Annotated in this window: 23 protein-coding genes; 15 read left to right on the forward strand and 8 right to left on the reverse strand. The window is 72.4% G+C overall.

All coding sequences use genetic code 11. The features are described 5' to 3' along the window. Nucleotides 1-324 precede the first annotated feature (324 nt). The 9 genes from VF746_22720 to VF746_22760 all read left to right on the forward strand — a co-directional run bounded on the left by VF746_22720 (nt 325) and on the right by VF746_22760 (nt 10067). Complete coding sequence (locus VF746_22720) at nt 325-1578, forward strand: arginine deiminase family protein (GenBank protein HEX8695243.1); 1254 nt, start codon at nt 325-327, stop codon at nt 1576-1578. Further along, the gene (locus tag VF746_22725; protein ID HEX8695244.1) at nt 1575-2519 is read left to right on the forward strand and encodes a 3'-5' exonuclease; all 945 of its coding nucleotides are present in this window, start codon (nt 1575-1577) and stop codon (nt 2517-2519) included. Before VF746_22720 ends, VF746_22725 begins: the two co-directional genes overlap by 4 nt. Beyond that, nucleotides 2516-3415, forward strand: coding sequence for an MBL fold metallo-hydrolase (locus VF746_22730; GenBank protein HEX8695245.1), 900 nt, complete (start codon nt 2516-2518; stop codon nt 3413-3415). Before VF746_22725 ends, VF746_22730 begins: the two co-directional genes overlap by 4 nt. Before the next feature lie 452 nt (nt 3416-3867). Continuing rightward, the gene (locus VF746_22735; protein HEX8695246.1) at nt 3868-5091 is read left to right on the forward strand and encodes an acetyl-CoA C-acetyltransferase; all 1224 of its coding nucleotides are present in this window, start codon (nt 3868-3870) and stop codon (nt 5089-5091) included. Between the two features lie 193 nt (nt 5092-5284). Beyond that, nucleotides 5285-6208: a CPBP family intramembrane glutamic endopeptidase gene (locus tag VF746_22740; GenBank protein HEX8695247.1), complete on the forward strand. Its 924-nt coding sequence runs from the start codon at nt 5285-5287 to the stop codon at nt 6206-6208. Further along, nucleotides 6199-6588 carry a hypothetical protein gene (locus VF746_22745; GenBank protein HEX8695248.1) on the forward strand — a complete coding sequence of 130 codons (390 nt, stop codon included), beginning with the start codon at nt 6199-6201 and terminating at the stop codon, nt 6586-6588. The genes VF746_22740 and VF746_22745 overlap by 10 nt, the downstream gene beginning before the upstream one ends. A 199-nt stretch (nt 6589-6787) precedes the next feature. Next, nucleotides 6788-7642 carry a 3-hydroxybutyryl-CoA dehydrogenase gene (locus tag VF746_22750; GenBank protein HEX8695249.1) on the forward strand — a complete coding sequence of 285 codons (855 nt, stop codon included), beginning with the start codon at nt 6788-6790 and terminating at the stop codon, nt 7640-7642. Between the two features lie 94 nt (nt 7643-7736). After that, nucleotides 7737-8876, forward strand: a complete 1140-nt coding sequence (locus VF746_22755) for an acyl-CoA dehydrogenase family protein (GenBank protein HEX8695250.1) — start codon at nt 7737-7739, stop codon at nt 8874-8876. Nucleotides 8877-9011: 135 nt separating this feature from the next. After that, a complete protein-coding gene (locus tag VF746_22760) occupies nt 9012-10067 on the forward strand; it encodes a Glu/Leu/Phe/Val dehydrogenase (GenBank protein HEX8695251.1) in 1056 nt (351 codons plus the stop codon). Between the two features lie 114 nt (nt 10068-10181). On the opposite strand, the gene VF746_22765 is transcribed toward VF746_22760, so the two are convergent. Both VF746_22765 and VF746_22770 read right to left on the reverse strand, forming a co-directional pair. Continuing rightward, on the reverse strand, nt 10182-10391 hold the full coding sequence (locus VF746_22765; protein HEX8695252.1) for a hypothetical protein: 210 nt from the start codon (nt 10389-10391) through the stop codon (nt 10182-10184). A gap of 299 nt (nt 10392-10690) precedes the next feature. Then, entirely contained in the window at nt 10691-10966 is a 276-nt protein-coding gene (locus VF746_22770) for a hypothetical protein (GenBank protein ID HEX8695253.1), read from the reverse strand. A gap of 157 nt (nt 10967-11123) precedes the next feature. Here VF746_22770 and VF746_22775 point away from each other — a divergent pair, with 157 nt between their 5' ends. Then, entirely contained in the window at nt 11124-11708 is a 585-nt protein-coding gene (locus VF746_22775; protein HEX8695254.1) for a hypothetical protein, read from the forward strand. 338 nt (nt 11709-12046) lie between these two features. On the opposite strand, the gene VF746_22780 is transcribed toward VF746_22775, so the two are convergent. Continuing rightward, nucleotides 12047-13258 carry a hypothetical protein gene (locus tag VF746_22780; protein HEX8695255.1) on the reverse strand — a complete coding sequence of 404 codons (1212 nt, stop codon included), beginning with the start codon at nt 13256-13258 and terminating at the stop codon, nt 12047-12049. Nucleotides 13259-13434: 176 nt separating this feature from the next. Between VF746_22780 and VF746_22785 the strand changes: the two genes are divergently transcribed. Both VF746_22785 and VF746_22790 read left to right on the forward strand, forming a co-directional pair. Further along, the gene (locus VF746_22785; GenBank protein HEX8695256.1) at nt 13435-13836 is read left to right on the forward strand and encodes a hypothetical protein; all 402 of its coding nucleotides are present in this window, start codon (nt 13435-13437) and stop codon (nt 13834-13836) included. Between the two features lie 71 nt (nt 13837-13907). Further along, nucleotides 13908-15059, forward strand: coding sequence for an ABC transporter substrate-binding protein (locus tag VF746_22790; protein HEX8695257.1), 1152 nt, complete (start codon nt 13908-13910; stop codon nt 15057-15059). 868 nt (nt 15060-15927) lie between these two features. Here the strand turns inward: VF746_22790 and VF746_22795 are convergent. Continuing rightward, entirely contained in the window at nt 15928-17202 is a 1275-nt protein-coding gene (locus tag VF746_22795) for a hypothetical protein (protein HEX8695258.1), read from the reverse strand. Nucleotides 17203-17384: 182 nt separating this feature from the next. On the opposite strand from VF746_22795, the gene VF746_22800 reads away from it, so the two are divergent. Then, nucleotides 17385-17564 (forward strand): hypothetical protein, encoded by a 180-nt coding sequence (locus tag VF746_22800; protein HEX8695259.1) that lies wholly within the window; start codon nt 17385-17387, stop codon nt 17562-17564. A 163-nt stretch (nt 17565-17727) separates the two neighbouring features. On the opposite strand, the gene VF746_22805 is transcribed toward VF746_22800, so the two are convergent. The 4 genes from VF746_22805 to hrpB all read right to left on the reverse strand — a co-directional run bounded on the left by VF746_22805 (nt 17728) and on the right by hrpB (nt 22042). Beyond that, the gene (locus VF746_22805; GenBank protein ID HEX8695260.1) at nt 17728-18012 is read right to left on the reverse strand and encodes a hypothetical protein; all 285 of its coding nucleotides are present in this window, start codon (nt 18010-18012) and stop codon (nt 17728-17730) included. A 247-nt stretch (nt 18013-18259) separates the two neighbouring features. Beyond that, on the reverse strand, nt 18260-18703 hold the full coding sequence (locus VF746_22810; protein ID HEX8695261.1) for a hypothetical protein: 444 nt from the start codon (nt 18701-18703) through the stop codon (nt 18260-18262). Nucleotides 18704-18757: 54 nt separating this feature from the next. After that, nucleotides 18758-19330 (reverse strand): HD domain-containing protein, encoded by a 573-nt coding sequence (locus VF746_22815; GenBank protein ID HEX8695262.1) that lies wholly within the window; start codon nt 19328-19330, stop codon nt 18758-18760. A gap of 195 nt (nt 19331-19525) precedes the next feature. After that, nucleotides 19526-22042, reverse strand: a complete 2517-nt coding sequence (hrpB, locus tag VF746_22820) for an ATP-dependent helicase HrpB (GenBank protein HEX8695263.1) — start codon at nt 22040-22042, stop codon at nt 19526-19528. 160 nt (nt 22043-22202) lie between these two features. On the opposite strand from hrpB, the gene VF746_22825 reads away from it, so the two are divergent. Then, nucleotides 22203-22730 (forward strand): DUF6398 domain-containing protein, encoded by a 528-nt coding sequence (locus VF746_22825; protein ID HEX8695264.1) that lies wholly within the window; start codon nt 22203-22205, stop codon nt 22728-22730. Further along, nucleotides 22727-23386, forward strand: a complete 660-nt coding sequence (locus tag VF746_22830; protein ID HEX8695265.1) for a hypothetical protein — start codon at nt 22727-22729, stop codon at nt 23384-23386. Before VF746_22825 ends, VF746_22830 begins: the two co-directional genes overlap by 4 nt. The last annotated feature ends 148 nt before the right edge of the window (nt 23387-23534 follow it).

A 23534-nucleotide genomic window follows, 5' to 3' on the forward strand; every position in this document is an offset into this window, starting at 1 on the left:
GACGAGTGCGAAGTGCGAAGTGCTAAGTGCTAAGTGCTGATGGTTTCGCGCGCGCCCGGCCTCCCCGCCGGGCGTGCGTGCGTTTACCCCACCCGAAGGTCCGTTCATGTATACCGGCTTTGGCTCCGCGCGAAGAATGGAGGAAAGGCATTCAGTTACGGATTTCGATCAGTGGTCTTCTCTGTGTCCTCTGTGCCTCCGTGTGAGCCAGGCTGTTCCCCTTCCCGTTTCCACGAAACCTGGCGGCGTGCCCGCGATCCACTCCGTCCGCTTCTCCCACGGCCGGTTGCGGGCGGGCTTCCCCGGCGCCTATTTTCCGGAGATATGCCGAACCCGAACCCCCGCGTCCACGTCACCTCCGAGATCGGTCCGCTGCGGACCGTGATCTGCCACACCCCCGGCGCCGAGCTGCTGGCCGTCACCCCGTCGAACCGCGAGCAGTTCCTCTACGACGACATCATCGACCTGGACCAGGCGCGGCGCGAGCACCAGCGCTTCCGCGCCATCCTGGCGCGCTTCTGCGACGTGCTGGACGTGCGCGAGCTGCTGGCCGACATCGTCGACGAGCGCGAGGTGCGCGAGTTCCTGGTGAAGCGGGTGATGGAGGTGGCTGCTTCCGAGCCGCTGGGGGGGCACCTCTTCGAGATGCCGGGCGAGGAGCTGATCCGCCGCTTCGTCGAGGGGGTCGAGGCGCCGCAGGGGCCGATCTCCAGGCTGCTGCACAAGGTGAGCTGGGAGCTGCCGCCGCTGCCCAACCTCTTCTTCACCCGCGACGCGGCCATGGTGGTCAACGACGCCGTGATCATCGGCGCCATGCGCTACGCGGTGCGGTGGACCGAGGAGCTCCTGATGAAGGCGCTCTTCAAGTACCACCCGCTGCTGTGCAACAACGCGGGCTTCATCTACGACGGCACCGAGGAGAGCAGGAGCGACTACACCATCGAGGGCGGCGACGTGCTGATCCTGCGCCCCGACCTGGCCATCGTGGGGCTCTCGGAGCGCAGCAGCCCGGCGGCCATCGAGGGGCTGGTGGACGGGCTGCGCGAGAAGGCGGGCGTGCGGCACGTGCTGGTGGTGGTCCTCCCCGCCGAGAGCCCCGCCATCCACCTGGACATGATCATGACCATGGTGGACTTCGAGCACTGCGTGGTGTACCCGCCCTACTTCTTCGGGCCCGCGCGGCTGCCGGTGCTCTACTACAAGCCCGGCGCCGACGGAGTGGAGGCGCACGAGGACGTCTTCCACGCCCTGCGCCAGGTGGGGCTGCCGCTGGAGCCGGTGTGGTGCGGCGGCCATCACCCCACGCGCCAGGAGCGCGAGCAGTGGTCGAGCGGGTGCAACTTCGTGGCGGTGCGCCCGGGGGTGATCCTGGGCTACACGCGCAACGAGGCCACCATGCGCGAGCTGGAGAGCAGGGCGGGGTACCGGGTGGTCGATGCCCTGGAGTTCCTCACCGGCGAGGTGGAGGTGGAGGACGGCGACCGGGTGGTGGTCGCCTTCGAGGGCGCCGAGCTGGTGCGCGGCGGCGGCGGCGGCCGCTGCATGACTCTCCCCGTCTGCCGGGACGACGTCTGGTGACGCAGCTCGCCTTCCCCCTGGACGGGGTCCGCTTCGAGCCCGACGGCGGGCTCACCCGCCGGGCGCTGGCGCTGCTCGCGGCCGGCCCGCTGCCGACCGCGGAGGTCGCCGCGAAGGTGCTGGGGATCGTCCACGGCGCCGGGGCGGCCGCGGGGGCCGTGTTCGCGCTGCTGGGGACCGACTCGCGCTTCGCGGTGGACGCGCAGGGCGTGTGGTCGCTCGCCGGGGCGAAGCCCGCCGCGCCGCCCTGCAGCCTGCGCGAGGAGGAGTGGGTGGTCGTCGACCTGGAGACGACGGGCGGCTCGCCGTACCGCGGGCACCGGGTGACGGAGGTGGCGGCGGTGCGCGTCTCGGGCGGGCGGGTGGCGGAGGCCTACTCGACGCTGGTGAACCCCGACCGGGCGATCCCCGCGATGATCACGGCGCTCACCGGGATCACGGGCGAGATGGTCTCCACGGCGCCGCGCTTCCGCGAGGTGGCGGCCCGGGTGAGCGAGGAGATCCAGGGGCGGGTGTTCGTGGCCCACAACGCGGCGTTCGACTGGCGCTTCCTGTCGCACGAGATGCGCATGGCCACGGGGCTGGCGCCGCAGGGGCGGCAGCTTTGCACGGTGCGGCTGGCGCGCAAGCTGCTCCCGGAGCTCCCCTCGCGCGGGCTGGACGCGCTGGCGCTCTACTTCGGGGTGCGCATCGAGAGCCGCCACCGCGCCCTGGACGACGCGGTGGCCACGGCGCACGTGCTGGTGCGGCTGATCGAGATGCTGGAGGAGCGCGGCGCGGGCGACTGGGACGCGCTCCAGTCGGTGCTCAAGCGGCGCGCGCGGCGCCGGAAGAAGCGAAAGGCCTCGCCGCAGTCGATGGAGCAGGGGCCGATGGATCCCGATCCCGCCCCGATGGATCTGGTCTCGATGGACCCGGCCCCGATGGAGGAGGCGGCGTGACGGAGACGGCGCTGGCGACGGACACCCTGGTGCGGACGCGGTCGCTGGGCCGCTTCCGCCTGCACGCGCTGGAGGCGGGGCTGCAGCGGCTGGACGGCGGCGCCATGTTCGGCGTGGTCCCCAAGCCGCTCTGGGAGAAGCGCATCCCGGCCGACGCGCGCAACCGCATCCCCCTGGCGCTGCGCTGCCTCCTGGTGGAGACCGGGGACGAGCTGGTGCTGGTGGAGACGGGGCTGGGGAACAAGGAGAACGAGAAGTTCCGCGACATCTACGGGGTCGACAACGCGCCGTCGCCCGGGTCGCCCTGGCCCGACCGGCTGCACGAGGCGATCGCGGCGGCGGGGTTCGCTCCCGGGGACGTCGGCGTGGTGATCGACACGCACCTGCACTTCGACCACGCGGGGGGGAACACCTTCGCCGACGCGGAGGGGCGGGTGCGGCTCGGTTTCCCGAACGCCCGCTACGTGGTGCAGAAGGGCGAGTGGGAGTGGGCGCACCGGGCCAACGAGCGGACCTCGGCCAGCTACCTGCCGCACAACTTCGACCCGGTGATGGAGGCGGGGCGCTTCGACCTGGTGGAAGGCGACAGGGAGATCGTACCGGGGGTTTCGGTGTACCGGACGCCCGGCCACTGCCCGCACCACCAGTCGGTGCTGGTCAGCTCGGAGGGCGAGACGGCGTGCTTCCTGGCCGACGTGGTGCCCACCATGGCGCACCTGCCGCTGCCGTGGATCATGGGCTACGACGTGGAGCCGCTGGTGACGCTGGAGAGCAAGCGCGCGCTGCTGGCCCGCGCGGCCGACGAGCGCTGGCTGCTGGTGTCCACGCACGACCCGTTCACTCCCTGGGGGTACGCGGTGCGCGACGGGAAGAACGTGGGGGTGGAGGAGGCGTAGGGGGCGGGCTGCGGCGCGGCCGCCGGGGGCCCTCACCCGCCGCCTTGGAGCGGCAATCCTCTCCCAGGTCTGGGAGAGAGGGTGGACTTTACGAGGCGGCGCGGGGGGAGTTCGCGTAGGGGCGAGGCATGCCTCGACCGGTGGACGCCGGTGCGTGCGCGGGAGGCGGGGTCATGCGCAGACTCCGCACGGACTCGCAGGCTCGCCCCTACGGGATTCCATCACGGGACGAGACCCGCGTGAGGGATGCGCGCCCGGAGGGCCGGGACGCCGCCGCGACATGGGGTATCGTCGCGGCGGTGGCCCGGCGCCGTTGGGCACAGTTTTATCGTGCCCTACGGCGCGCGCAGCCCGGCCCGGAGCGCAGCGGAGGGACACGCCCGAATCCGTAGTTGCGGTTGCAGTTCGCTGTTGAATCTCTGAACGATCCAACCCGAGAGGACGCGAAGGCCATGATCGATATCGCGAGGGACCCGAAGACGACGGCGGTGATCGTGAGCGCGGTGCGCACGCCGATCGGCCGCTACCTGGGGGCGCTGGCGGGGATGCAGGCGCCGGAGCTGGGCGCCGTGGCGATCCGCGAGGCGGTGGGGCGCGCCGGGATCCCGGTGGAGGACGTGGCCGAGGTCATCATGGGCAACGTGGTCCAGGGCGGCGTGGGCCAGGCGCCGGCGCGCCAGGCCGCCATCCGCGCGGGGCTGCCCAACACGGTGTCGGCGCTCACCATCAACAAGGTGTGCGGCTCGGGGCTCAAGGCGGTGATGCTGGCGGCGCAGTCGATCCGCGCGGGCGATAACCAGGCGGTGGTGGCCGGCGGCCAGGAGTCGATGTCGAACGCGCCGTTCTACGTCTACGGCTACCGCAACGGGGTGAAGTTCGGCGACCAGACGCTGGTGGACGGGCTGATCCGCGACGGGCTGTGGTGCTCGTTCTGCGACGTGCACATGGGCGGGCACGCGGAGTACACGGCCAAGAAGGCCGGCATCACCCGCCAGATGGCCGATGAGTTCTCGGCGGCGAGCCACCGCAAGGCGGTCGAGGCGATCAGGGCCGGGAAGTTCAAGGAGGAGATCGTCCCCGTGGAGGTCCCCGGCCGCAAGGGGCCCACCGTGGTCGACACCGACGAGAACCCGCGCGAGGACACCTCCACCGAGACGCTCGGCAAGCTCAAGCCCGCTTTCGCGAAGGACGCGCCGAAGGACGTGACGGAGCCGGTGGTGACGGCGGGGAACGCCAGCTCGATGAACGACGGCGCCTCGGCCGTGGTCGTGGTGAGCGAGGAGTACGCGCGGGCGCACGGGCTCACCATCCTGGCGCGGATCACGGGCTACTCGACCGGGGCGGTGGACCCGCAGGAGCTGTTCTTCGCGCCGATCCGGGCGGTGCAGAACCTGATGCGGAAGCAGGGGACCGGGATCGGCGACTACGACCTGATCGAGGCCAACGAGGCGTTCGCGGTGCAGGCGCTGGCCGACGGGGCGGGGCTGGGGTGGGACTGGGACCGCGTGAACGTGCACGGCGGCGCGGTGGCGCTGGGCCACCCGATCGGCGCCAGCGGCGCGCGCGTGCTCACCACCCTGCTGCACGCCATGAAGGACCGCGACGCGGAGACCGGCCTGGCCACCCTCTGCCTGGGCGGCGGCGACGCCGTGGCGCTCTCGGTGGAGCGGGCGTAACGGCAGGGAACAGGTTACAGGGGACAGCCGACGACCCCGCCCCGGCACCGAAGGCGTAAAGTCCACCCTCTCCCGAAGTTGGGAGAGGGTTGCCGCTCCAAGGCGGCGGGTGAGGGCCCCCGCGGCGGCGCCGAAGCTCGTGTATCGGAGCGAAATCCGACCTCGTTCGATATTGAACCAGACGGCATCCCCGGTGGAGACCCACGCTCATCGCTCGCCCGTGGAACGGGTGCTGTACGGGCCCTACGGGGTGCGCGCCGGGTGGCGGATCCTGCTCTACGCGCTGCTCGTCTTCGGGCTCGCGTCGTCGCTGGCGACGCTCCTGCGGGCGGCGCGGGTGCCGTGGACCTTCACGCTGAGCGGCGCCGTCACCCTGGCCGCCGCCCTGGTGGCCGGGTGGCTGATGATCGCCTTCGTGGACCGGCGCCCGCCGGAGGCGCTCGGGCTCGCGCTGGAGCCTGCGGCGGCCAGGGATTCCGCCGCCGGCTTCGGGCTGGGGGCGGGGGGGCTGGTGCTGGCGGTGGCGGCGCTCGCGGTGGCGGGAACCGCGCGTTGGGTTGCCGACGGCGGCACGGCGCCCGAATATGTCGCCGCGCTGGTCCGGGCGCTGGGGTTCTTCGCGGTGGCGGCGGCCATGGAGGAGGCGCTCTTCCGCGGCTACGCCTTCCAGGCGCTGGTGCAGGGGATCGGGGCGTGGCCCGCCATGCTGCTGACCTCGGCCCTGTTCTCGCTGGCGCACCTGCGGAACCCCAACGTGGACGCCGTCGCCCTCTTCAACATCTTCCTGGCCGGGGTGATGCTGGGGGTGGCGTACCTGAAGACGCGCTCGCTCTGGTTCGCCACCGGGGTGCACCTGGGGTGGAACTGGGCCATGTCGGCGCTGCTGGACTTTCCCGTGAGCGGCCTGGTGCGCGACACGCCGCTCTACGACGCGCGGGAGACGGGGGCCGACTGGTGGACGGGGGGCGAGTTCGGCCCCGAGGCGGGGCTCGCCGCCACGCTCGCCGTTGTCCTGCTCACGGCGTGGATGCTGCGCACGCGGCGCCTCGGGGAGTCGCCGCGGATGCGCGCGGCGCGGCCGCTGGTGGACGACCGCCTGGGGGAGCCATGGCCGTAAGGCGTCCGGCGCTCTTCTTCTGGGCCAGCGCGGCGCTGGCGGCCACGGCGTTCGCCCTGCTGACGCCGCACCTCCTCCCGTACGGCCGCCTGGGAATCGTCACGCAGGCCGACCGGGAGAAGGCGTGGCTGGTGACGGTGTTCTGCGCCGGGGTGATGGCGGTGCTCTTCGGCACCAGCGGGGCGCTGGGGGTGCTGCGCTACATCACCGTGCGCGACGTGATGTCGGAGGGCGAGGCGATCCGGGCGATCGAGAAGGAGCGCCGGGCGAAGGGCACCTCGGAAGGCCGGCCGTACACCCGCAACTTCGGCCTGTGGACGGTGGCGACCGGCGTCTTCCTGATCGCGATCTACTTCGGCCTCTGGCTGACGCTGGGGTAGGAGGATCGGTCCGAGTCAGCGATCGTAGGGGCGAGGCATGCCTCGCCCGGCGGATGGCGGCCTGCGCGCAATGGGCGGTGCGACGTGCCGGAGGCGGCATCGCACGGACTCGCATGCTCGCCCCTACGGAACAGCAACCGCTTCAGGGGGCGGAGTGCGCAGCGACGAAATCCTGGAACCGAGAACGGGTAGACGATAGATGGCGGAGATCCGGAAGGTGGCGGTGGTGGGCGCGGGGACGATGGGCAACGGCATCGTGCACGTGTTCGCGCAGAACGGCTACGACGTCACCATGATCGACGTGCGCGTCGAGGCGCTGGGGGCGGCCCTGGCCACCATCGGCGGCAACATGGACCGGCAGATCAAGAAGGGCGCGCTCACCGAGGACGACAAGAGCGCCGCGCTCGGCCGCATCGCGACCGCCGGCGAGCTCTCCGCGGCGTCCGATGCCGACCTGGTGATCGAGGCGGCCACCGAGAACACGGAGCTCAAGTTCCGCATCTTCGAGGAACTGGACCGCACCGCCCCGCCGCACGCCATCCTCGCCAGCAACACCTCCTCCATCTCCATCACCGAGATCGCCGCCCGCACCCGGCGCCCCACGCAGGTGATCGGGATGCACTTCATGAACCCGGTGCCGGTGATGAAGCTGGTGGAGATCATCCGCGGCCTGGCGACCTCGGACGAGACGACGCGCACGGTCGTGGAGACCTCGGAGAAGCTGGGGAAGACGGTGGCCGAGGCGAACGACTACCCCGGCTTCGTGTCGAACCGCATCCTGATGCCGATGATCAACGAGGCGGTCTTCTGCCTGATGGAGGGCGTGGCGACCCGCGAGAGCATCGACACCGTCATGAAGCTGGGGATGAACCACCCGATGGGCGCCCTGGCGCTGGCGGACCTGATCGGCCTCGACACCTGCCTGGCGATCCTGAACGTGCTGCACGAGGGGCTGGGCGACCCCAAGTACCGCCCCTGCCCGCTGCTGCGGAAGTACGTCGCCGCCGGGAAGCTGGGGCGGAAGACGGGCGAGGGGTTCTACCGGTACGACTGAGTGCGAGAGTGCGAAGTGCGAAAGTGCGAAAGTGAACTTCGCGCTCCCGCACTCTCGCACTTTCGCACTCTCGCACTTTCGCACTTGGAAGTTGATGACCGAGGAACAGCAGCAGATCCAGGAGCTGGCGCGCGAGTTCGCCGAGGGCGAGATCCGGCCCCACGCCGAGGAGTGGGACCGCGAGGGGGCGCTCCCGCGCGAGATCGTCGACAAGCTGGGCGGGCTGGGCTTCCTGGGGATGATGATTCCCGAGGAGTGGGACGGCCTGGGGCTCGACACCGCGAGCTACCTGATCGCCCTGGAGGAGGTGGCCCGCGGCGACGCCTCCGTCGCCGTCGCCATGGGGGTGCACAACTCCCTGCCGACGCAGATGATCCTGGCGCACGGCACCCCCGAGCAGAAGGAGCGCTGGCTCAAGCCGATGGCGCGCGGCGAGCTGCTGGGCGCCTTCTCGCTCTCCGAGCCCGACTCGGGCTCCGACGCGGCCTCGCTCACGGCGCAGGCGCGCCGCGCCGACGGCGGCTGGGTGCTCTCCGGTGCCAAGGCGTGGGTCACCAACGGCGGCTTCGGCGACGTGGTGATCACCATGGTGCGCACCGACACGCCCGACGACCGCAAGGGCAACCGCGGGATCGGCGCCTTCATCGTGCCCACGGACGCCGAGGGGTACGTGGTGGGGCGCAAGGAAGACAAGATGGGGCAGCGCGCCTCGGAGACGGTGGGGATCTCCTTCCACGACCTCTTCGTCCCCGACGAGCAGGTGCTGGGCGACCCCTCGCAGGGGTTCATCTACGCGCTGCAGGGGCTGCAGGGCGGGCGGCTGGGGATCGCCGCGCTGGCCATCGGCGTGGCGCAGGCGGCGCTCGAGCACGCGCTGGCCTACGCGGACGAGCGGAAGCAGTTCGGCCGGCCGATCCGGGACTTCCAGGGGATGCAGTTCAAGCTGGCGAACATGGCCACGCGCATCGAGGCGGCGCGCGCGCTCACGTTCCGCGCGGCCGCGGCCAAGGACGCGGGCGAGCCGTCCACGAAGCTGGTGTCGATGGCCAAGGTGTTCGCCTCCGAGGCCGCGATGTACGTGACCACCGAGGCGATCCAGGTGTTCGGCGGCTACGGGTACATGACCGAGTACCCGGTGGAGAAGCTCTTCCGCGACGCCAAGGTCACCGAGATCTACGAGGGGACGAGCGAGATCCAGCGCACGGTGATCGCCCGCGAGCTGTACCGCCAGTAGCAGCACCGCCGGCCGCCGGGAGGGCGGCCGGCGTTTTTCTTTCACCCGCCGCGGCGGACGGACGGTCCGGCGCGGCGCGGGCGGGCCCCCCGGGGCGCGCCCACCGACATTGCATACAGCCACGGACGGACGGGCATGGAACTGTTCGAGATCATCGGCGAGCACGACCACGAGCAGGTGGTGTTCTGTTACGAGCCTTCGTGCGGGTACCGGGGGATCATCGCCATCCACAACAGCGTGCTGGGGCCGGCGCTGGGGGGCACCCGCTTCTGGAACTACCCCACCGACACCGAGGCGCTGATCGACGCGCTGCGCCTCTCGCGCGGGATGACGTACAAGGCGGCCGTGGCGGGGCTCAACCTGGGGGGCGGCAAGTCGGTGATCGTGGGCGACCCGCGCGCGGCCGACCGCGAGGCGATCTTCCGCGCCCACGGCCGCTTCGTGGAGACGCTCAAGGGGCGCTACATCACCGCCGAGGACGTGAACACCTCGCCCGACGACATGGAGTTCGTGGCGATGGAGACGCAGCACGTCACCGGCCTGCACGGCACCTCGGGCGACCCCTCGCCGGTCACCGCGTTCGGCGTGTACCGCGGGATCAAGGCGGCGGCCAAACACCGCTACGGCTCCGACGACCTCTCGGGGAAGACGGTGACGGTGCAGGGGGTGGGGCACGTGGGCTACTACCTGTGCCAGAACCTGGCGAGCGACGGGGCGCGCCTGGTGGTCACCGACATCGACCCCGAGAAGGTGCAGCGCATCGTGCGCGAGTTCGGCGCGCACGCCGTGGGGCCCAACGAGATCTACTCGGTGGAGGCCGACGTGTACGCGCCGAGCGCGCTGGGCGCCACCGTCAACGACCAGACGATCCCGCTGCTCAGGGTGGACATCGTGGCGGGCGCGGCCAACAACGTGCTGGCCGAGGAGCGCCACGGCGACGAGCTGCACCGCCGCGGCATCCTGTACGCGCCCGACTACGTGATCAACGCGGGCGGGCTGATCAACGTCTGTGGCGAGCTGAACGGGTGGGCGCCGGAGCGGGCCATGCGCAAGGCGGGCGACATCTACGCCACGCTGCTGCGCATCTTCGCCATGGCCGACGCCGAGGGGATCCCCACCTACCGCGCCGCCGACCGCCTGGCCGAGCAGCGCATCGCCCAGGTCGGGAAGATCCAGCGCACCTGGGTTTGAGGGACGCGAGGGGACAGGGGACAGGGAACAGGGACAGGGGACAGCCTGCAAAGGAGAAGGGACCGCGGAGCGAATCCGTGGTCCCTTTCCGCGTGTCCGCCGGGCGCCGGAGCGTCAGGCGTGGCGCGGGAGCGAGCGGCCGCGCAGCCAGGCGAGCATCGCCGCGCCGGCGGCGCCCAGCCCCAGGCCCACGGTGGAGACGCCGCTCCAGTGGGTGAGCGCGGCGTCGGCGAGCGCGTAGACACCCAGCCCCACCAGCGCGAGCGCGACGATCGTGCGGGTCTTGCGCTGGTCTTCCTGGGCGGTGTGGATCTCCTCGAGCATCGTGTCCCTCGATCTATCTGGAAACGGGTTCGCGGGGGTCCGTCCCCCTCGCGACCGGAGCGATGTGCCGCTCTGCTCCGGCAGGCGGGAGTACGGCCCCTTCCGCCGCCCGGTTTCAGGGTCGATGCCCCATTTGCCGAGAATCGCTCTCGACCGGGGATTTCAGAAAAGGCCTCACGCAGAGGAAGCAGAGTCAGCAGAGGAACTGCGGTTCTCTGCTACCTCTGCGTGAGGCTTTCCGGATGTCTTTCAGGAGATGCGTCAGAATCGCCGCGCGCGGAGCGTTCGCCGATCGATCCTCAATGGCGGAAGTTGACGAGGATGACCTCGGGGGCCTTGCCCTCGGAGCGCAGCTCCTCGCAGATGGAGTAGGCCTCGTCGAGCCAGGGGTGGACGCCGGTCAGGGCGTCGTTCTCCTCGCCGGCGTTGTTGTGGGCCAGCCAGCGCGCCTCCTCCTCGTCGGCGGCGCGCACCACGAAGCCGAACGCGCGGTTGCGGTGGGGCTGCCAGGGGTCCTTCCCCTCGATGCACCACCAGAGGGTGTCGTGCCGGGGGGTGAGCTTCCAGAATTTCATCCGCCTCTCGGGGCCGCGGGATCGAATCGGGCCCCGCAAGGTACTGTGCCCGCGCCATGAGCGGGAGGGCGGCCGGTGTTGCGCCCGCCGCCGCCGGGTGGTATCTGCCCTGCGTCGCCCGTCGCGTCCCCAGTCCCGAAGACGATTCCGGAGCCAGATGAAGCGCAGCCGCCTCTTCCCCCTCGCCCTCCTGGCGCTCCTGCCGGCGTGCCAGCCCGAGCGCCCCGCGGTGCGGGACTACTACGCCATCCTCCCCGACCTGGTCCGCTTCACCGAGGCCGACGCGCGCAAGGAGGCCCAGGGGCAGCCCAGCCGGGGACCGCTGTTCATCGACGCCAACTCGTTCGCGGGGGGCGGCTTCACCATCACCCGGCAAACGCTCGACCGCGACAGCCTGATGGCCGCCGTCGCCTACCCGGGCGCCGTGAAGGCCGCGCCGCAGGACGCGATCGTGATCCGCGACACCGGCGAGGTGACGGCCCCGGCCGGCGGCGGCGCGGCGTCGCTGGCCATGGAGGGGGGGCGCTGGGTGAAGGAGTACGGCGTGCTCCTGCACATGAACCTGACCAAGTGGGAGCCGGGCGAGATCACCGCCACGGTCACCAGCTTCACCACCGACCGCCGCACCTGGCCCACGGGGATCTGCCGCCGCGTGCTGCGGGTCACGTACGGCAGACAGGACGACGGCTCGTGGCGGCGCACCGGCTCCGAGGTGCGCAAGCGGTGCGACGACCCGGACTGAGCCCGCCCGGGCCCGGCGGCGCCCGCGGGATCAGACGGCCGGCCCTGCACCAGGGCCGGCTTTTTCGTGCGATCGACCATCCGCCGACGAGAACATTGCCGTCGTCCCGAGGCCCGGCCACGCGGAACCGGCACCCTGACGGTGACCGCAGATCCCCGCTCGCTCCATCCCACCCTTGCTCATCCGCTACCGTCTTTCGGACCGCTCGCGCCCGCCGCTTCGACTTCGCAGAACCGGCGCCATCTGTAGGCCCGCCCCTGTCCACTCCGTCCCAGGCGCCCGGTCCGGGCGACACCGACGCGCCACCGTGAGCCCGTAAATTGGCCCAGTGGCGCCTATCAATGGATACGGCGATGCAGCGTGGACGCCAGCTCCTCGACCTGCGCGGCGATGGCCGCCTCGCCGGAGGCCACCGAGAGCGCCAGGCGGCCGGCCTGCTCCATGTGCGGCCAGTCGCGGCACTGGCCGGCGGCGCGCGCCAGCTCCAGCAGGGCGCGGGCGTGCTTCCCCTCTTCGCCCGGCTTGCGGACCACGATCGACCAGGCGTCGCTCCAAGCCTCCTGGTACAGCCGCCTGTCGCCCGCGCCGGCGGCCGCGCGCGCCAGGACGGCCAGCGTGAGCGAGCGCTCCACCGGCTCCACCCGCGACGGCAGGAGCTTGTGCAGCATGGGGACGGCCCGCGCGAAGCTGCCGCGGCTCACCCACAGGTATGCCATGTCGTGCTCCAGCTCGGGGAGCCGCGGGTGGCCGCGCCCGTACGCCCGCGCGGCGTCGCGCGCGTGGCGCTCCGCGTCGTCCAGCGCGCCGGACTCGAGCGCCAGCAGGAGCAGGCCGTGCCGCGCCGCCCCGCGCACCGGGGTCAGCCCGTGGCGGCGCGCCGCCCGCAGCGCCTGCACGTAGTAGCGCTCGGCGGCCTGCGCGTTGCCGCGCCGCGCATAGAGCGCGCCCAGGTCCACGTAGGCCAGCGCGTACACGTTCCAGTCCTTCGCCCGGCGCGCCAGCCCGATCGCCCGGCGCAGCCAGGTCTCGGAGCGCGCGCTGCGTCTCCAGCGCAGCGCCAGGCTCCCCGCCGCGTACGCCGGGCCGGGGTCCTCGGGGGTGGCCAGCGCGGCGGCCTGCGCGTAGCCCAGCGCCGTGGCCAGCGCCCCGCGCGCCTCGGCCCACCGGGAGAGCTGCAGGCACACCAGGCTCACGATCTCGGGGTCGGCGGCGGCGGGGTCGCCCACCACCGAGGTGAGCGTGGTGAGCGACACCTCCACCGCCGGCTCGGCCGCCGCCGAGAGGAGGAGCCGCAGGCGGCAGCCGGCCGCGTCGGGGGTGAATAGCCCCTCGCGCTTCCCGGCGGGAACCGACGCCCAGAGCGTGATGTCGCGCAGCGCCTGCCAGAGCAGGAGCCCCACGTCGCCCCCGATCTCGTCGAGCACGTGCGAGGCCTCGAGCATCTCGTCGGGTTCGCGCTCGATGGCCGGGGGGATGCACCAGCGGCGGCTGGCGTTACGGCGCGAGAGACGCGTCCTGGGGCGCGTTCTTCGCGGAGGGCTCGTCGCCATGTCTCGGCTCCTGCCTGGGGGGCGCTCGGCCCCGGGGGTGGATGGTTGCGGCCGGTCCGGCCCGTCGCGGCAGGCTTGCGCGCGGCCCACCGGCGCCTTTACTCTACCTTACGAAATCCCCACACAAGTGGACAAAGTGGACGGAGCAAAGATAGCTCCCCGGCCCTGACGCGTCAATGCCGTCGAGGAATGCGGGCCTGTCGGTGGGCGTCCTGCGGGAGGCGCTCCGGGCCGAAGTGGAGGCCGCGACGCTGCGCCAGGTGGCGCGGCTGGTGGGGATGAGCCCCTCGGGACTGCAGAAGTTCCTGGACGGCGCCCACCCCCACGGGGCCACCCGCCGCAGGCTGGAGCGCTGGCACGTGCTGCACGGCCCCGGGCGGCTGCAGGCGGGGCTCGGGGGCGGCAGGGCGCTGGCCGTCCTGCACGCGCTGGTGCAGGACCTGGCGCCGGCGCGCCACCGGGCCGTGATGGAGCAGTTGCTCGAAAGCATGGAGCAGGCCTATCTTTCAGCGCGCCTCCCGCGCCCCGAGTGGCTGGAGGAGCTGCGCGACGAGCTCGCGCGCGACGCCCGCGCCTGACCCCCCGCTCCCGTACCCTTCCCGCCCGCGGCGGTGCCTCCCTGCGCCGCCCCCCACGCACGGAACCCGACATGAAGATCCGAGGCCCCTTCCTGCTCTTCTGCGCGCTCGCGCTGGCCGGCTGCGGCCGCGGGGGCGGCGGCCAGGACGTCGTCATCGGCGTGGCCGGGCCGCTGGCCAGGCCGAACGGGCGGTCGATGAAGCTGGCCGCCGAGATGGCGGTGGCCGAGATCAACGCCGCGGGCGGCGTGGACGGCCGCGACCTGCGCATCGAGTGGGGCGACGACGAGGCCGACGCCGGCAAGGCGATCGACGTGGCGCGGCGGCTGCGCGCCAACCCCGAGGTGGTGGCCGTGGTGGGGCACGTGAACTCGGCGGCCAGCCGCGAGGCGGCCAAGATCTACAACGCGGTGGACAACGACAGCGTGGAGGGCGACCCGGTGGTGGAGGTCTCGCCGGCCTCCAGCGCCCCCGAGCTGTCGCAGGCGGGGGAGTGGACCTTCCGGGTGACGCCCACCGACCTGGAGTTCGCGCCCAAGCTGGCCGACTGGGCGCTCGGCCGGCTGGGGAGCCGCCGCGCGGCGGTGCTGTACGCGAACGACGCGTACGGGCAGGGGGTGAAGGAGGGCTTCCTGGCCTCGTTCCGCCGCGGCGGGGGGACGGTGGTCTCGGCCGACCCCTACCTGCCGGCGATGTTCACGGCCGACGACGCGCTCGATCCCTTCCTGCGCCGCGCCCTGTCCCGCGGGGCCGACGCGCTGGTGATCGGGGGGCAGGCGGCGGAGGGCACGAAGATCATCGCGGCGGCGCGGCGGCTGGGGTACACGGGCCCGATCCTGGGCTCCGACGGGCTGACGGGGGTGAAGGACGCTGGCGCGGTGGCCGAGGGGGTCTTCATCAGCTCGGCGTTCCTCCCCGACCGGCCGAACGAGCGCACGCAGAAGTTCGTGGGCGACTACCAGCGCCGCTTCGGCGAGCTCCCCGACCACCGCGGCGCCATGGCCTACGACGTGATCTACCTGCTGCGCGAGGCGATCCGCCGCGTGGGGACCGACCGCGCCGCCATCCGCGGCTACCTGGCGCGCGTGGGCGCCGAGGGCGGCCACCCGCCCTTCGAGGGGGTGTCGGGGACGGTGCGCTTCGACCAGAACGGCGACGCGGTGGGTAAGGAGGTCTCCGTGGGCGTGGTGCGCGGCGGCCGGCTGGTGACGGCGGCGCGGTAGCGCCCGGAAGCGGAGGCAGACGGGACTCGAAGCCCCGGGGCGATCCCCGGGGCTTCGTCGTTCGGGTTGGGGCGGACCGGCCGGGGTGTCGTCTCCGCCGCGTGGTCCCGGCACGGGTTGGCCCGCCGCTGCTGGTGATGGGGAGGACGCCCGGCCCTGGTGTGCACCGTCTGGACGTAGCTCCCGCCCGCGTCGCCGCGGGGTTCGAGGCAGGGTCCGCAGCACCGGGCGGCCGTGCTGGCGGAAAAGCTAGCCGGGCCGCGCCCTGCGCGCCCAACCTCCAGCCGCCCTGAGCGCCGGGGAAGTGAACGGAGTAATTCCCCACCGGTGCTGGCGGGAAGAGTGAGTCCGGCGCTATCGTACGACGCGCCCTCCTGGCGCCGTTCCTCTGTTTCCGGAAAGGAATCGACCACAATGAACGCCCTCCGCTCCCTCCTGGCCGCCGGAATCGCCGCCGCCGTGGCTGCGTGCGCGCCCGGCAGCCCCACCGCGTCTTCGGCTGTGCTCGCTCCCTCGGACCCGAGTTTCAACGGTGTGGGGTTCGGCTCTGGAAACCGCGACGGCGGGATGGGCTATGGGTCAGGCAACACGACAGCCAGCACCGCCGAAACCGACTCGACGACAGTCACGGGACGCGGCGGGATGATGTATGGTTCCGGAAACCACAGCGACGGAAATCTCTCCTCGGGTACGTCCGCCCCTTCGGACCCGAGATTCAGCGGTGTGACATTCGACTCCGGGAATCGGGACGGCGGGATGACCTACGGTTCGGGGAACATTACGACCAGCACTTCGGGAACAACGACGACCACGGACTCGACAACGGCTACGGGACGCGGCGGAGTCATGTTCGGGTCGGGGAACTGAATCAAGCAGCCCATTCGGCACGGGATAAGGCCGGGGAGCGGCCACGGCGCGTTGGTGCCCATTCGTTCAGCCGGTGCAAGAACAAACCGAGCAGTTCGGAGAATGCTTTGTCCTCGCGCTGAACCTCGTCAGGGGCTGGTTTCATCTCTCCCAATTGCCGGAGAAGTCCTCGCGCAAACCGTTCGGTTTCAGTATCACGGCGGGCGCGCGCGAGTTCGACGGCGATATGCGCGTTCGCCTCAGCCGCTTCCCGCAAACCTGCGGTCCACTCTCCTTCTGCGAGGTTCCAGCGCGCCGCTGGCTCCCACTCGCGGTGCTTGGATAAGAGGATCAGGAGACGGCGACGCAGCCGCTCGAATTCAGCGAGTTGACGTGCACCGGCAAGCGCGCGGATGAGGAGTGACAGGATCACAACGCGCTCACCGGGATTCTCGACAAGCCGGATGACCTTTCTTAACAGCGTGACCGCCGCCGTGAAGTGGCATTGGCAGACAAGGAGGAAAGCGAAATCTGCTACAAAGAGCGGATAGCGTGGGTGGTGCTTCGGGTACCATGACAGTGCCCGCCGTGCGTGCAGTTCCGCGTCGGCGTAGTGTCCGCGCACCGTCATGAAGTGGAACAGGTCGTGTTGTGCTTCAGCCGCGAGCCACTCGTAACCCTCCTTCATTGCCACCACGGACGCGGTATTGAGATGCCGACGCGCCTTGGCTTCCCGTCCCGTTATCATGCACAGGATGCCGTAGCCCAGGTGGCCGCGCGTGTATTCGATGTGCTCCTTCCGTTGCCGCGCGAGCCCGATCCCCCGCTCGAACCAGACCTCGGCGCGTGGAAAGTCGTCCGCGTTGCGGTTGAGCCTGCCTGCCAGGTTCGCCCGGCGCGGCTCCTCCGGGTCGAGCACGGCCGCGGCCTCGGCGTATTGGATCGCCGTCTCCGTGTGCTCTCGCGCCTGGGCCCAGGCGGCGACTTCCTGGCACGCGTCGGCGAGGGAAACAGGGTCGATCGACAGCGGCGTGCGGGTCAGGACCGCGAGCTGGTCCAACACGGCAGCCAGCTCGGGCGCCTGCAGGCGGGCTTCGGTACGCTTGGCGAGCACCCAGGCGGGCGAGTGCGGGTGGAACAGGGCGGCGCGCCGGGATTGCGGCGTGTCGGCCCAATCGAGGAGGTGCCGCAGGTCCTGCCACAGGACCAGCCCCAGCGAATCGGGATGCTCTGCCAGGATGCCGCCTTCGGGGCGGCGCCGGTAAGGTGGCTGAGGGATGATGTGCTTGTCGCCCATGAACCGCCCATCTGCGAGTCGTCGACACAGTAGACGGCAGAATACGGCCAGGGGGAGCCCTGCACCACCCGAAACCCGCCCACATTTTCGGGGAATGCGGCGGCCGGCGCTCACGAGTCGGAATGGAGTCTGCGCCATGGCCTGCGACGTGACCTACCTGCTGCGCGAGGCGATCCGCGGAGGTGGGGACCGACCGCGCCGCCATCCGCGGCTACCTGGCGCGCGTGAGCGTCGAGGGCGGCCGCCCCGCCTTCGAGGGGGTGTCGGGGACGGTGCGCTTCGACCGGAACGGCGACGCGGTGGGGAAGGAGGTCTCCGTGGGTGTGGTGCGCGGCGGCCGGCTGGTGACGGCGGCGCGGTGAGAAGCGTGGATTGACGGCGACGCCGGCGTCCGGCGATCCGCAGAGTGCCCCGGAGCGATCGAGCTCCGGGGCACTGCTGCTTCCGCTTCTTCCAGGCCGGATCGCGCGAGGCGGTGGCGGGCTCGACGGGAGAGGCCCCGCTCGCCCGCGGCGCAAGATCGCCTTACTCCTGGTCTTGGGGGTTCCGGTTGCCGTCTGCTTCCTGGAACATGGCTTTCAAAGCCTGAATGTAGCCGACCGGGTCATGCCGCACTTCGTCCACCCGCTGGCGCAAGTCGGGTCGGAATCCGGTGACCCGTCCGGCGAAATCATCCGAGATGGTCGCGAGCACCAGCAGAATGGAGTCCGACATCCAGAAGATGCACGGCTCGGCGGGAGATGCGCCGCTCTCCCGCCGAGCCGCGGCGACCATCTCGTCCGGCATCACGAGCGAGAGCGCGTGGAGCACTTCACCGTTCGTGAACGGAGGCAAGCCCGGTCCACGCGAGGGGTGTCGTTCCATTTGGTTCAGCCCGTGCGAGTCCTTGCCTGACCCTCCGATATCAGCGAACGCGCTCACCGTCGACGATGATAACCCAGCCTTCGGGCAGTCGGGAGCCGCTGGGGTGCGCCGGGGCGTCGAGGCCATTCCAAAGCAAATAACGGCCCGCCGCGCCCGGGAGGCGCGGCGGGCCGCTGCTTGGTCGGAAGCGACGTCAGGACTTCTCGAAGAGGAAGACGAGGGGGCCGTTGTTCCCCTGGATCGTGTACTCGAGGCGGTTGCCGGCGAGGGTGCCCTCGAACTCGCCCCCGCCGAAGACGCGGAAGCGGATGCGGCTGCCGTCCACCGACACCTCGCCCTGGGCCAGGCTCTGCCGGTGGCTGGTCTGCGCCGACACCGTCTCGCGGAAGGTGAGGAGTTGGCTGAAGAGCGACGAGGAGATGCTCAGCTCCCCGGCGACCAGCTCCACGCGCTTGCCGCCGATGTCGCTCATGAACACCGGGAGCGGCTGGGCGTTGACGCTGCGCAGCACGTAGCTTCCGCGCGCGTCGAGCGCCGCGGGGGCGGTGGCGAGGCTGTCGCTGCAGGCCGCCGTGAGCCCCGCCGCCCCCACCACCACCGCCAGTGCGGCCGCCAGGCCGCGCCGCGGGAACCTCATCGTCGCTTCTCCTCCGTCAGGGGTCCGGCAGGTCGGCCGGTCCGGGCGGCGCGGTCACGCCGGCCCGGCGAGTCCCAGCTCGGGCGCCACGGTGCGCATGGCGCCGATCACGAAGTCCACGTGCTCGGCGAGCTCCACGCCCAGCTCGTCGGCGGCCCGGCGCACGTCGTCGCGGTCCACGCCGGCGGCGAACGCGCGGTCCTTCATCTTCTTCAGCACCGAGCGCGCCTCCAGGTCCATCACCGAGCGCGAGGGGCGCACCAGCGCGGCGGCGGTGATCAGGCCCGTGATCTCGTCGCACGCGCGCAGCGTGCGGTCGAGCCGCGTCTCGGGCGCCACGCCGGTCCGGGCCTGGTAGTGGGCCAGGATGGCGTGCACCACCTCTTCCGGGTAGCCCCGCTCGCGCAGGATGGCCGCGCCGAAGAGCGGGTGCTGGTCGGGGTGCTTCTCGTAGTCGAAGTCGTGCAGCAGGCCGGCCAGCCCGTACGCCTCCTCGTCTTCGCCGAAGCGGCGGGCGTAGGCGCGGCAGGCGGCCTCGACCGAGTACATGTGGCGGCGCAGGCTCTCGCTCTCGACGTGCTCGTGCATCAGCGCGAGGGCTTCCTCGCGCGGGGGCAGGGCGGGCATGGGCGCTGGGGTCGGCGGTGGATCCCGGGCGGGGCGGACGCCCCCCTCACACCGCTGAATGTACGGGAGTCGCGCCCCGTCCGGAATCCGCCCTGCGCCTCTCGCCCGCCGCGAGCCGCCACGTCTGGCGGAAGCTCGCCCGGAGAACGCGTTTGCGGGCCAGGTTGTGACGGGACGGCCCGGCGGGGGCGGCGCTCACCCCCGCGGTTTCGCCCGGCGGGTGGGCTCGGCCCGGAGGGGGTCGTCGGGCCAGGAGTGCTTCGGGTAGCGGCCCTTGAGGTCCTTCTTGACGTCGAAGTAGCCGGATCTCCAGAAGCTGGCCAGGTCGCGCGTGACCTGCACCGGCCGGTGCGCGGGCGAAAGCAGGTGCAGCGTGAGCGGCACCCGCCCCCCGGCGATGCGCGGCGTCTCGGTCCACCCGAACACCTCCTGCAGCCGCACCGCCAGCACCGGCGCGTCGGGGTCCGAGTAGTCCACCGGGATGCGCGAGCCGCTGGGGACCGCCAGGTGCGTGGGCGCCTGCTCGTCCAGCGCCCGCCGCTGCTCCCAGGCGAGCATCCCCTCCAGGACCGGGACCAGGTCCAGCCGCTGCACCTCGTCGCGCCGTCTCAGGCCATAGAGGTGCGGGCCCAGCCAGTCGGCGAGCGTGGCGGAGAGCGCCGCGTCGGCGGCGTCGGGGAAGGCGGGGTCGAAGCGGTGCAGGAAGACGATGCGCTGCTGGAGCTGCCGCGCCGTCTTCGTCCACGGCAGCGCGCCGAGCCCTTCTCTGCGAATCGCCTCCACCAGCGCGTCCGCGATCGCCTGGGGATCGGGGTCGGCCAGCGGCGCCTCGCGCAGCACCAGCGCGCCGAGCCGCTCCACCCGCCGCGCGCGCACCGCCCCCGTGCCCTCGTCCCACGCGACCTCGGTCTCCGCGACGACCTGGTCCGCGAGCTCGCGCTCGATCTCCGCGAGCTCGAGCGGCGCGGCCAGGACGATGCGCCCCTCGCGCCCCGCGTCGTCCAGCTCGGCGGCGACCAGGTACGGCTGGGCGGAGAGCGACTGGCCGGCGGGGAAGGCGGCGCCGCGGCCGCTCCGCAGCAGGTAGCGCCCGCCCGGGCCCGGCCGCCGCTGCGCGATGCGGTCCGGGTAGGCGAGGGCGAGCAGGAGCCCGGCGGCGTCGGAGTCGACCTCGCCCGCGGGGATGGAGAGCCGGGCGCGGAGCTCGCGCGCCTCGGCCGTCGCGCGGTGCAGGGCGCCCCGGTCGGCCGCGTGCCCGGGGATGAAGCCGCGCCCGCCGCCGCCGAGCGCCTCCAGCCGCAGCCGCACGTCCGCGTCGGGCGGGCCGCCCTCGCCGCGCAGGACGTCGCGCTCGCCCAGGAGCGCGGCGAGCGCGCAGGCGGTGGCGCCCCGGCCCGTCTCCCTGGCCCGCAGCAGCATGTGCGCGAGGCGCGGGTGCAGGGGGAGCGCGGCCATGCGCCGGCCGTGCGGGGTCACGGCGCCGGCCGCGTCCAGCGCGCCCAGCTCCGCCAGCAGCGCGCGGGCCTGCGCGTACGACGAGGCGGGCGGCGGGTCCAGCCACCGCAGCTCGCCGGGGTCGGCGGCGCCCCACGCCGCCAGCTCCAGCGCCAGCGGCGCCAGGTCGGCTTCCAGGATCTCGGGGGGGCGGAAGGGGGGGAGCGCGGCGTCTTCGGCCTCGGTCCACAGGCGGTAGCAGACGCCCGGGCCCAGGCGCCCGGCGCGCCCCCGCCGCTGGTCGGCCGAGGCGCGCGAGACCGGCACCGTCTCCAGACGCGTCATCCCCGTGCGCGGCGAGAAGCGGGGGACGCGCGCGAGCCCGCTGTCGACCACCGCGCGCACGCCCTCGATGGTGAGGCTCGTCTCGGCGATCGAGGTGGCGAGCACCACCTTGCGGCGCCCGGGCGGGCCGGGGCGGATCGCCTCGTCCTGCGCCTCCTGCGGCAGGTGGCCGTAGAGCGGCATCACCCGCACGCCAGGCGGGAGATCTGTCTCCCGCAGCCGCTCCTCCACGCGCCGGATCTCCCCCGCGCCGGGGAGGAAGGCGAGCACGTCGCCGTCCCCGCGCCGCAGCGCCTCGGCCGCCTTCCGGGCCACCAGCGCCTCCATGCGCTCCTCGGAGCGGCGCGGCAGGTAGACGGTCTCGACGGGGAACGCCCGCCCCTCGCTGGTGACCAGCGGCGCGCCGCCCAGGAGCGCGGCGACGGGGCCGCCGTCCAGCGTGGCCGACATCACCAGCACGCGCAGGTCTGGGCGGAGGAGGGCGCGCGCCTGGAGGACGAGGGCGAGACCCAGGTCGGCGTGCAGGCTGCGCTCGTGGAACTCGTCGAAGACCACCAGGCCCACGCCCTCCAGCGCGGGGTCGCCCTGGAGGATGCGGGTGAGCACGCCCTCGGTGACCACCTCGACGCGGGTAGCGGGGCCCGCGCGCGTCTCCATGCGGATGCGGTAGCCCACCGTCTCGCCCACGCGCTCGCCCAGGAGCTGCGCCATGCGGCCGGCGGCGGCGCGCGCGGCCAGGCGGCGCGGCTCCAGCATCACGATCTTCCCCCCGGCCAGCCACGTTTCGTCCAGCAGCGCCAGGGGGACGAGCGTGGTCTTGCCCGCCCCGGGCGGCGCCTGGAGCACGGCGGAGGTGCCGGCGACGAGCGCGGCGCGCAGCTCCGGGAGGGCGGCCTCGATCGGCAGGGCGGTGGGCGGCGGAAGCGGCGTCATGGGGCGGCAATATGCCATGCCGGCCCCGTCCGTTCCACCGCTCGCGCACCGGGGAGGGAGGAGGACGATGGACCGGCCGCGGACGCCCCTCGCGTTTCGATCCGGCCGCCGTTAGGTTGTGGCCGTCCAGAGCGTCTACTCTGACCTGGTGTGCCCCCCGATGACCGCGCGCTCCCGCCAGACCGACGAGCCCCGCGTCCCGCAGAAGCTCCGGCCCGTCCATGACGAGGTCGTCCGCATCACCGACGCGTTCTGCGCCGAGCACCTCGACGCCGAGTACGCGGCCATGGCGCGCGACATGGCCGCCACGCTCAGCCGCAAGCGCCCATCTCCGCTGGAAGGCGGGAGGCCGAAGAGCTGGGCCGCCGCCATCGTCTACGCGCTGGGGCAGGTGAACTTCCTCTTCGATCCCACCCAGACGCCGCACCTGGAGGCCCGCCGCCTGTGCGAGCTGATGGACGTGGGGCAGAACACCGTGGCGGGGAAGGCGAAGGAGATCCGGCGCCTCCTGCGCATCGGCACCGCCGACCCGCGGTGGTGGCGGCCCAGCCGGATCGGTGAAAACCCGCTCGCCTGGCACGTCCAGCTCTCGAACGGTATGATCGTGGACGCGCGCCACCTCCCCCGCGAGCTCCAGGAGCAGGCGTTCCAGATGGGCCTGATCCCCTACGTTCCCGAGACCCGATGAACCACGCGGTCCGGATCAGGGTTCTCGGCATTCTCGCCGCCGTCGCCGCCTCCGCTGCCTGCTCCCGGCCTGACCCGGCACCTGCCGCGGGCGAGCCCGTCGCACGGATCGCCGAGGTGCGCCGGCAGCCGCTCGGGAGCATGGTCACGGTCGAAGGCGTGGTGACGGTGCCCTCGGGCGTGATCGACGCCGGGTTCGCGGTGCAGGACGCCACGGCTGGGATCTACGTCGCCGCCGACTCGGCCACGCGCGTGGAGCCGTTCCAGGTGGTCCGCGTCTCCGGACGGCTCGCCGACAACCACGGCCTGCTGGGGATCGCGCCGGACTCGGTCGCGGTGCGCGGGGCCGGGCGCCCGCCGCAGCCGCGGGCCGCGCGGACCGGCGAGGTGGGCGAGGCGACGGAAGGGTCGCTCCTCGCCACCGGCGGCACCGTCGCCGGCCCGGTGGTGGACGACCGGCCGTACGGGTGGAAGGTCACCATCGACGACGGGTCGGGGCCGCTGCTCGTCTTCGTCCCCGTGGGCGCGAAGATGGACGTGTCCGGCATCCGCCCGGGGCAGCGGCTGCGCGTGGTGGGCTTCAGCGGGCAGTACGACGACCACCACGAGATCCTCCCGCGCTCGCAGGCGGACCTGACCGTCCTCGGCGGGCCCTGAAAGGCGTGGACGCGCGGGCGCCGAGGACCTGGATGCGTCTTCACAGGGCGCAGCTTCTCTCCCCGTTCGCCGCCAGGACGGCCGGGAAGAGCTGAGCGCCCCCGCGGGCGGCGCATCGAAGCGCGGCGGCCGGAGATTCCGGCCGCCG

It is taken from the genome of Longimicrobium sp. (genome assembly GCA_036389795.1).
GTDB lineage: Bacteria > Gemmatimonadota > Gemmatimonadetes > Longimicrobiales > Longimicrobiaceae > Longimicrobium.

Excerpts from the sequence above, each read along its gene's own strand:
- VF746_22770 (HEX8695253.1), bottom strand. The coding sequence starts at position 10,966 with ATGAAATTCTGGAAGCTCACCCCCCGGCACGACACCCTCTGGTGGTGC.
- VF746_22780 (HEX8695255.1), bottom strand. The coding sequence starts at position 13,258 with ATGGCGACGAGCCCTCCGCGAAGAACGCGCCCCAGGACGCGTCTCTCG.
- VF746_22815 (HEX8695262.1), bottom strand. The coding sequence starts at position 19,330 with ATGCCCGCCCTGCCCCCGCGCGAGGAAGCCCTCGCGCTGATGCACGAG.
- VF746_22765 (HEX8695252.1), bottom strand. The coding sequence starts at position 10,391 with ATGCTCGAGGAGATCCACACCGCCCAGGAAGACCAGCGCAAGACCCGC.
- VF746_22755 (HEX8695250.1), top strand. The coding sequence starts at position 7,737 with ATGACCGAGGAACAGCAGCAGATCCAGGAGCTGGCGCGCGAGTTCGCC.
- VF746_22750 (HEX8695249.1), top strand. The coding sequence starts at position 6,788 with ATGGCGGAGATCCGGAAGGTGGCGGTGGTGGGCGCGGGGACGATGGGC.
- VF746_22775 (HEX8695254.1), top strand. The coding sequence starts at position 11,124 with ATGAAGCGCAGCCGCCTCTTCCCCCTCGCCCTCCTGGCGCTCCTGCCG.
- VF746_22760 (HEX8695251.1), top strand. The coding sequence starts at position 9,012 with ATGGAACTGTTCGAGATCATCGGCGAGCACGACCACGAGCAGGTGGTG.
- VF746_22790 (HEX8695257.1), top strand. The coding sequence starts at position 13,908 with ATGAAGATCCGAGGCCCCTTCCTGCTCTTCTGCGCGCTCGCGCTGGCC.
- VF746_22720 (HEX8695243.1), top strand. The coding sequence starts at position 325 with ATGCCGAACCCGAACCCCCGCGTCCACGTCACCTCCGAGATCGGTCCG.
- VF746_22795 (HEX8695258.1), bottom strand. The coding sequence starts at position 17,202 with ATGGGCGACAAGCACATCATCCCTCAGCCACCTTACCGGCGCCGCCCC.
- VF746_22745 (HEX8695248.1), top strand. The coding sequence starts at position 6,199 with ATGGCCGTAAGGCGTCCGGCGCTCTTCTTCTGGGCCAGCGCGGCGCTG.
- hrpB (HEX8695263.1), bottom strand. The coding sequence starts at position 22,042 with ATGACGCCGCTTCCGCCGCCCACCGCCCTGCCGATCGAGGCCGCCCTC.
- VF746_22810 (HEX8695261.1), bottom strand. The coding sequence starts at position 18,703 with ATGAGGTTCCCGCGGCGCGGCCTGGCGGCCGCACTGGCGGTGGTGGTG.
- VF746_22825 (HEX8695264.1), top strand. The coding sequence starts at position 22,203 with ATGACCGCGCGCTCCCGCCAGACCGACGAGCCCCGCGTCCCGCAGAAG.
- VF746_22735 (HEX8695246.1), top strand. The coding sequence starts at position 3,868 with ATGATCGATATCGCGAGGGACCCGAAGACGACGGCGGTGATCGTGAGC.
- VF746_22785 (HEX8695256.1), top strand. The coding sequence starts at position 13,435 with ATGCCGTCGAGGAATGCGGGCCTGTCGGTGGGCGTCCTGCGGGAGGCG.
- VF746_22830 (HEX8695265.1), top strand. The coding sequence starts at position 22,727 with ATGAACCACGCGGTCCGGATCAGGGTTCTCGGCATTCTCGCCGCCGTC.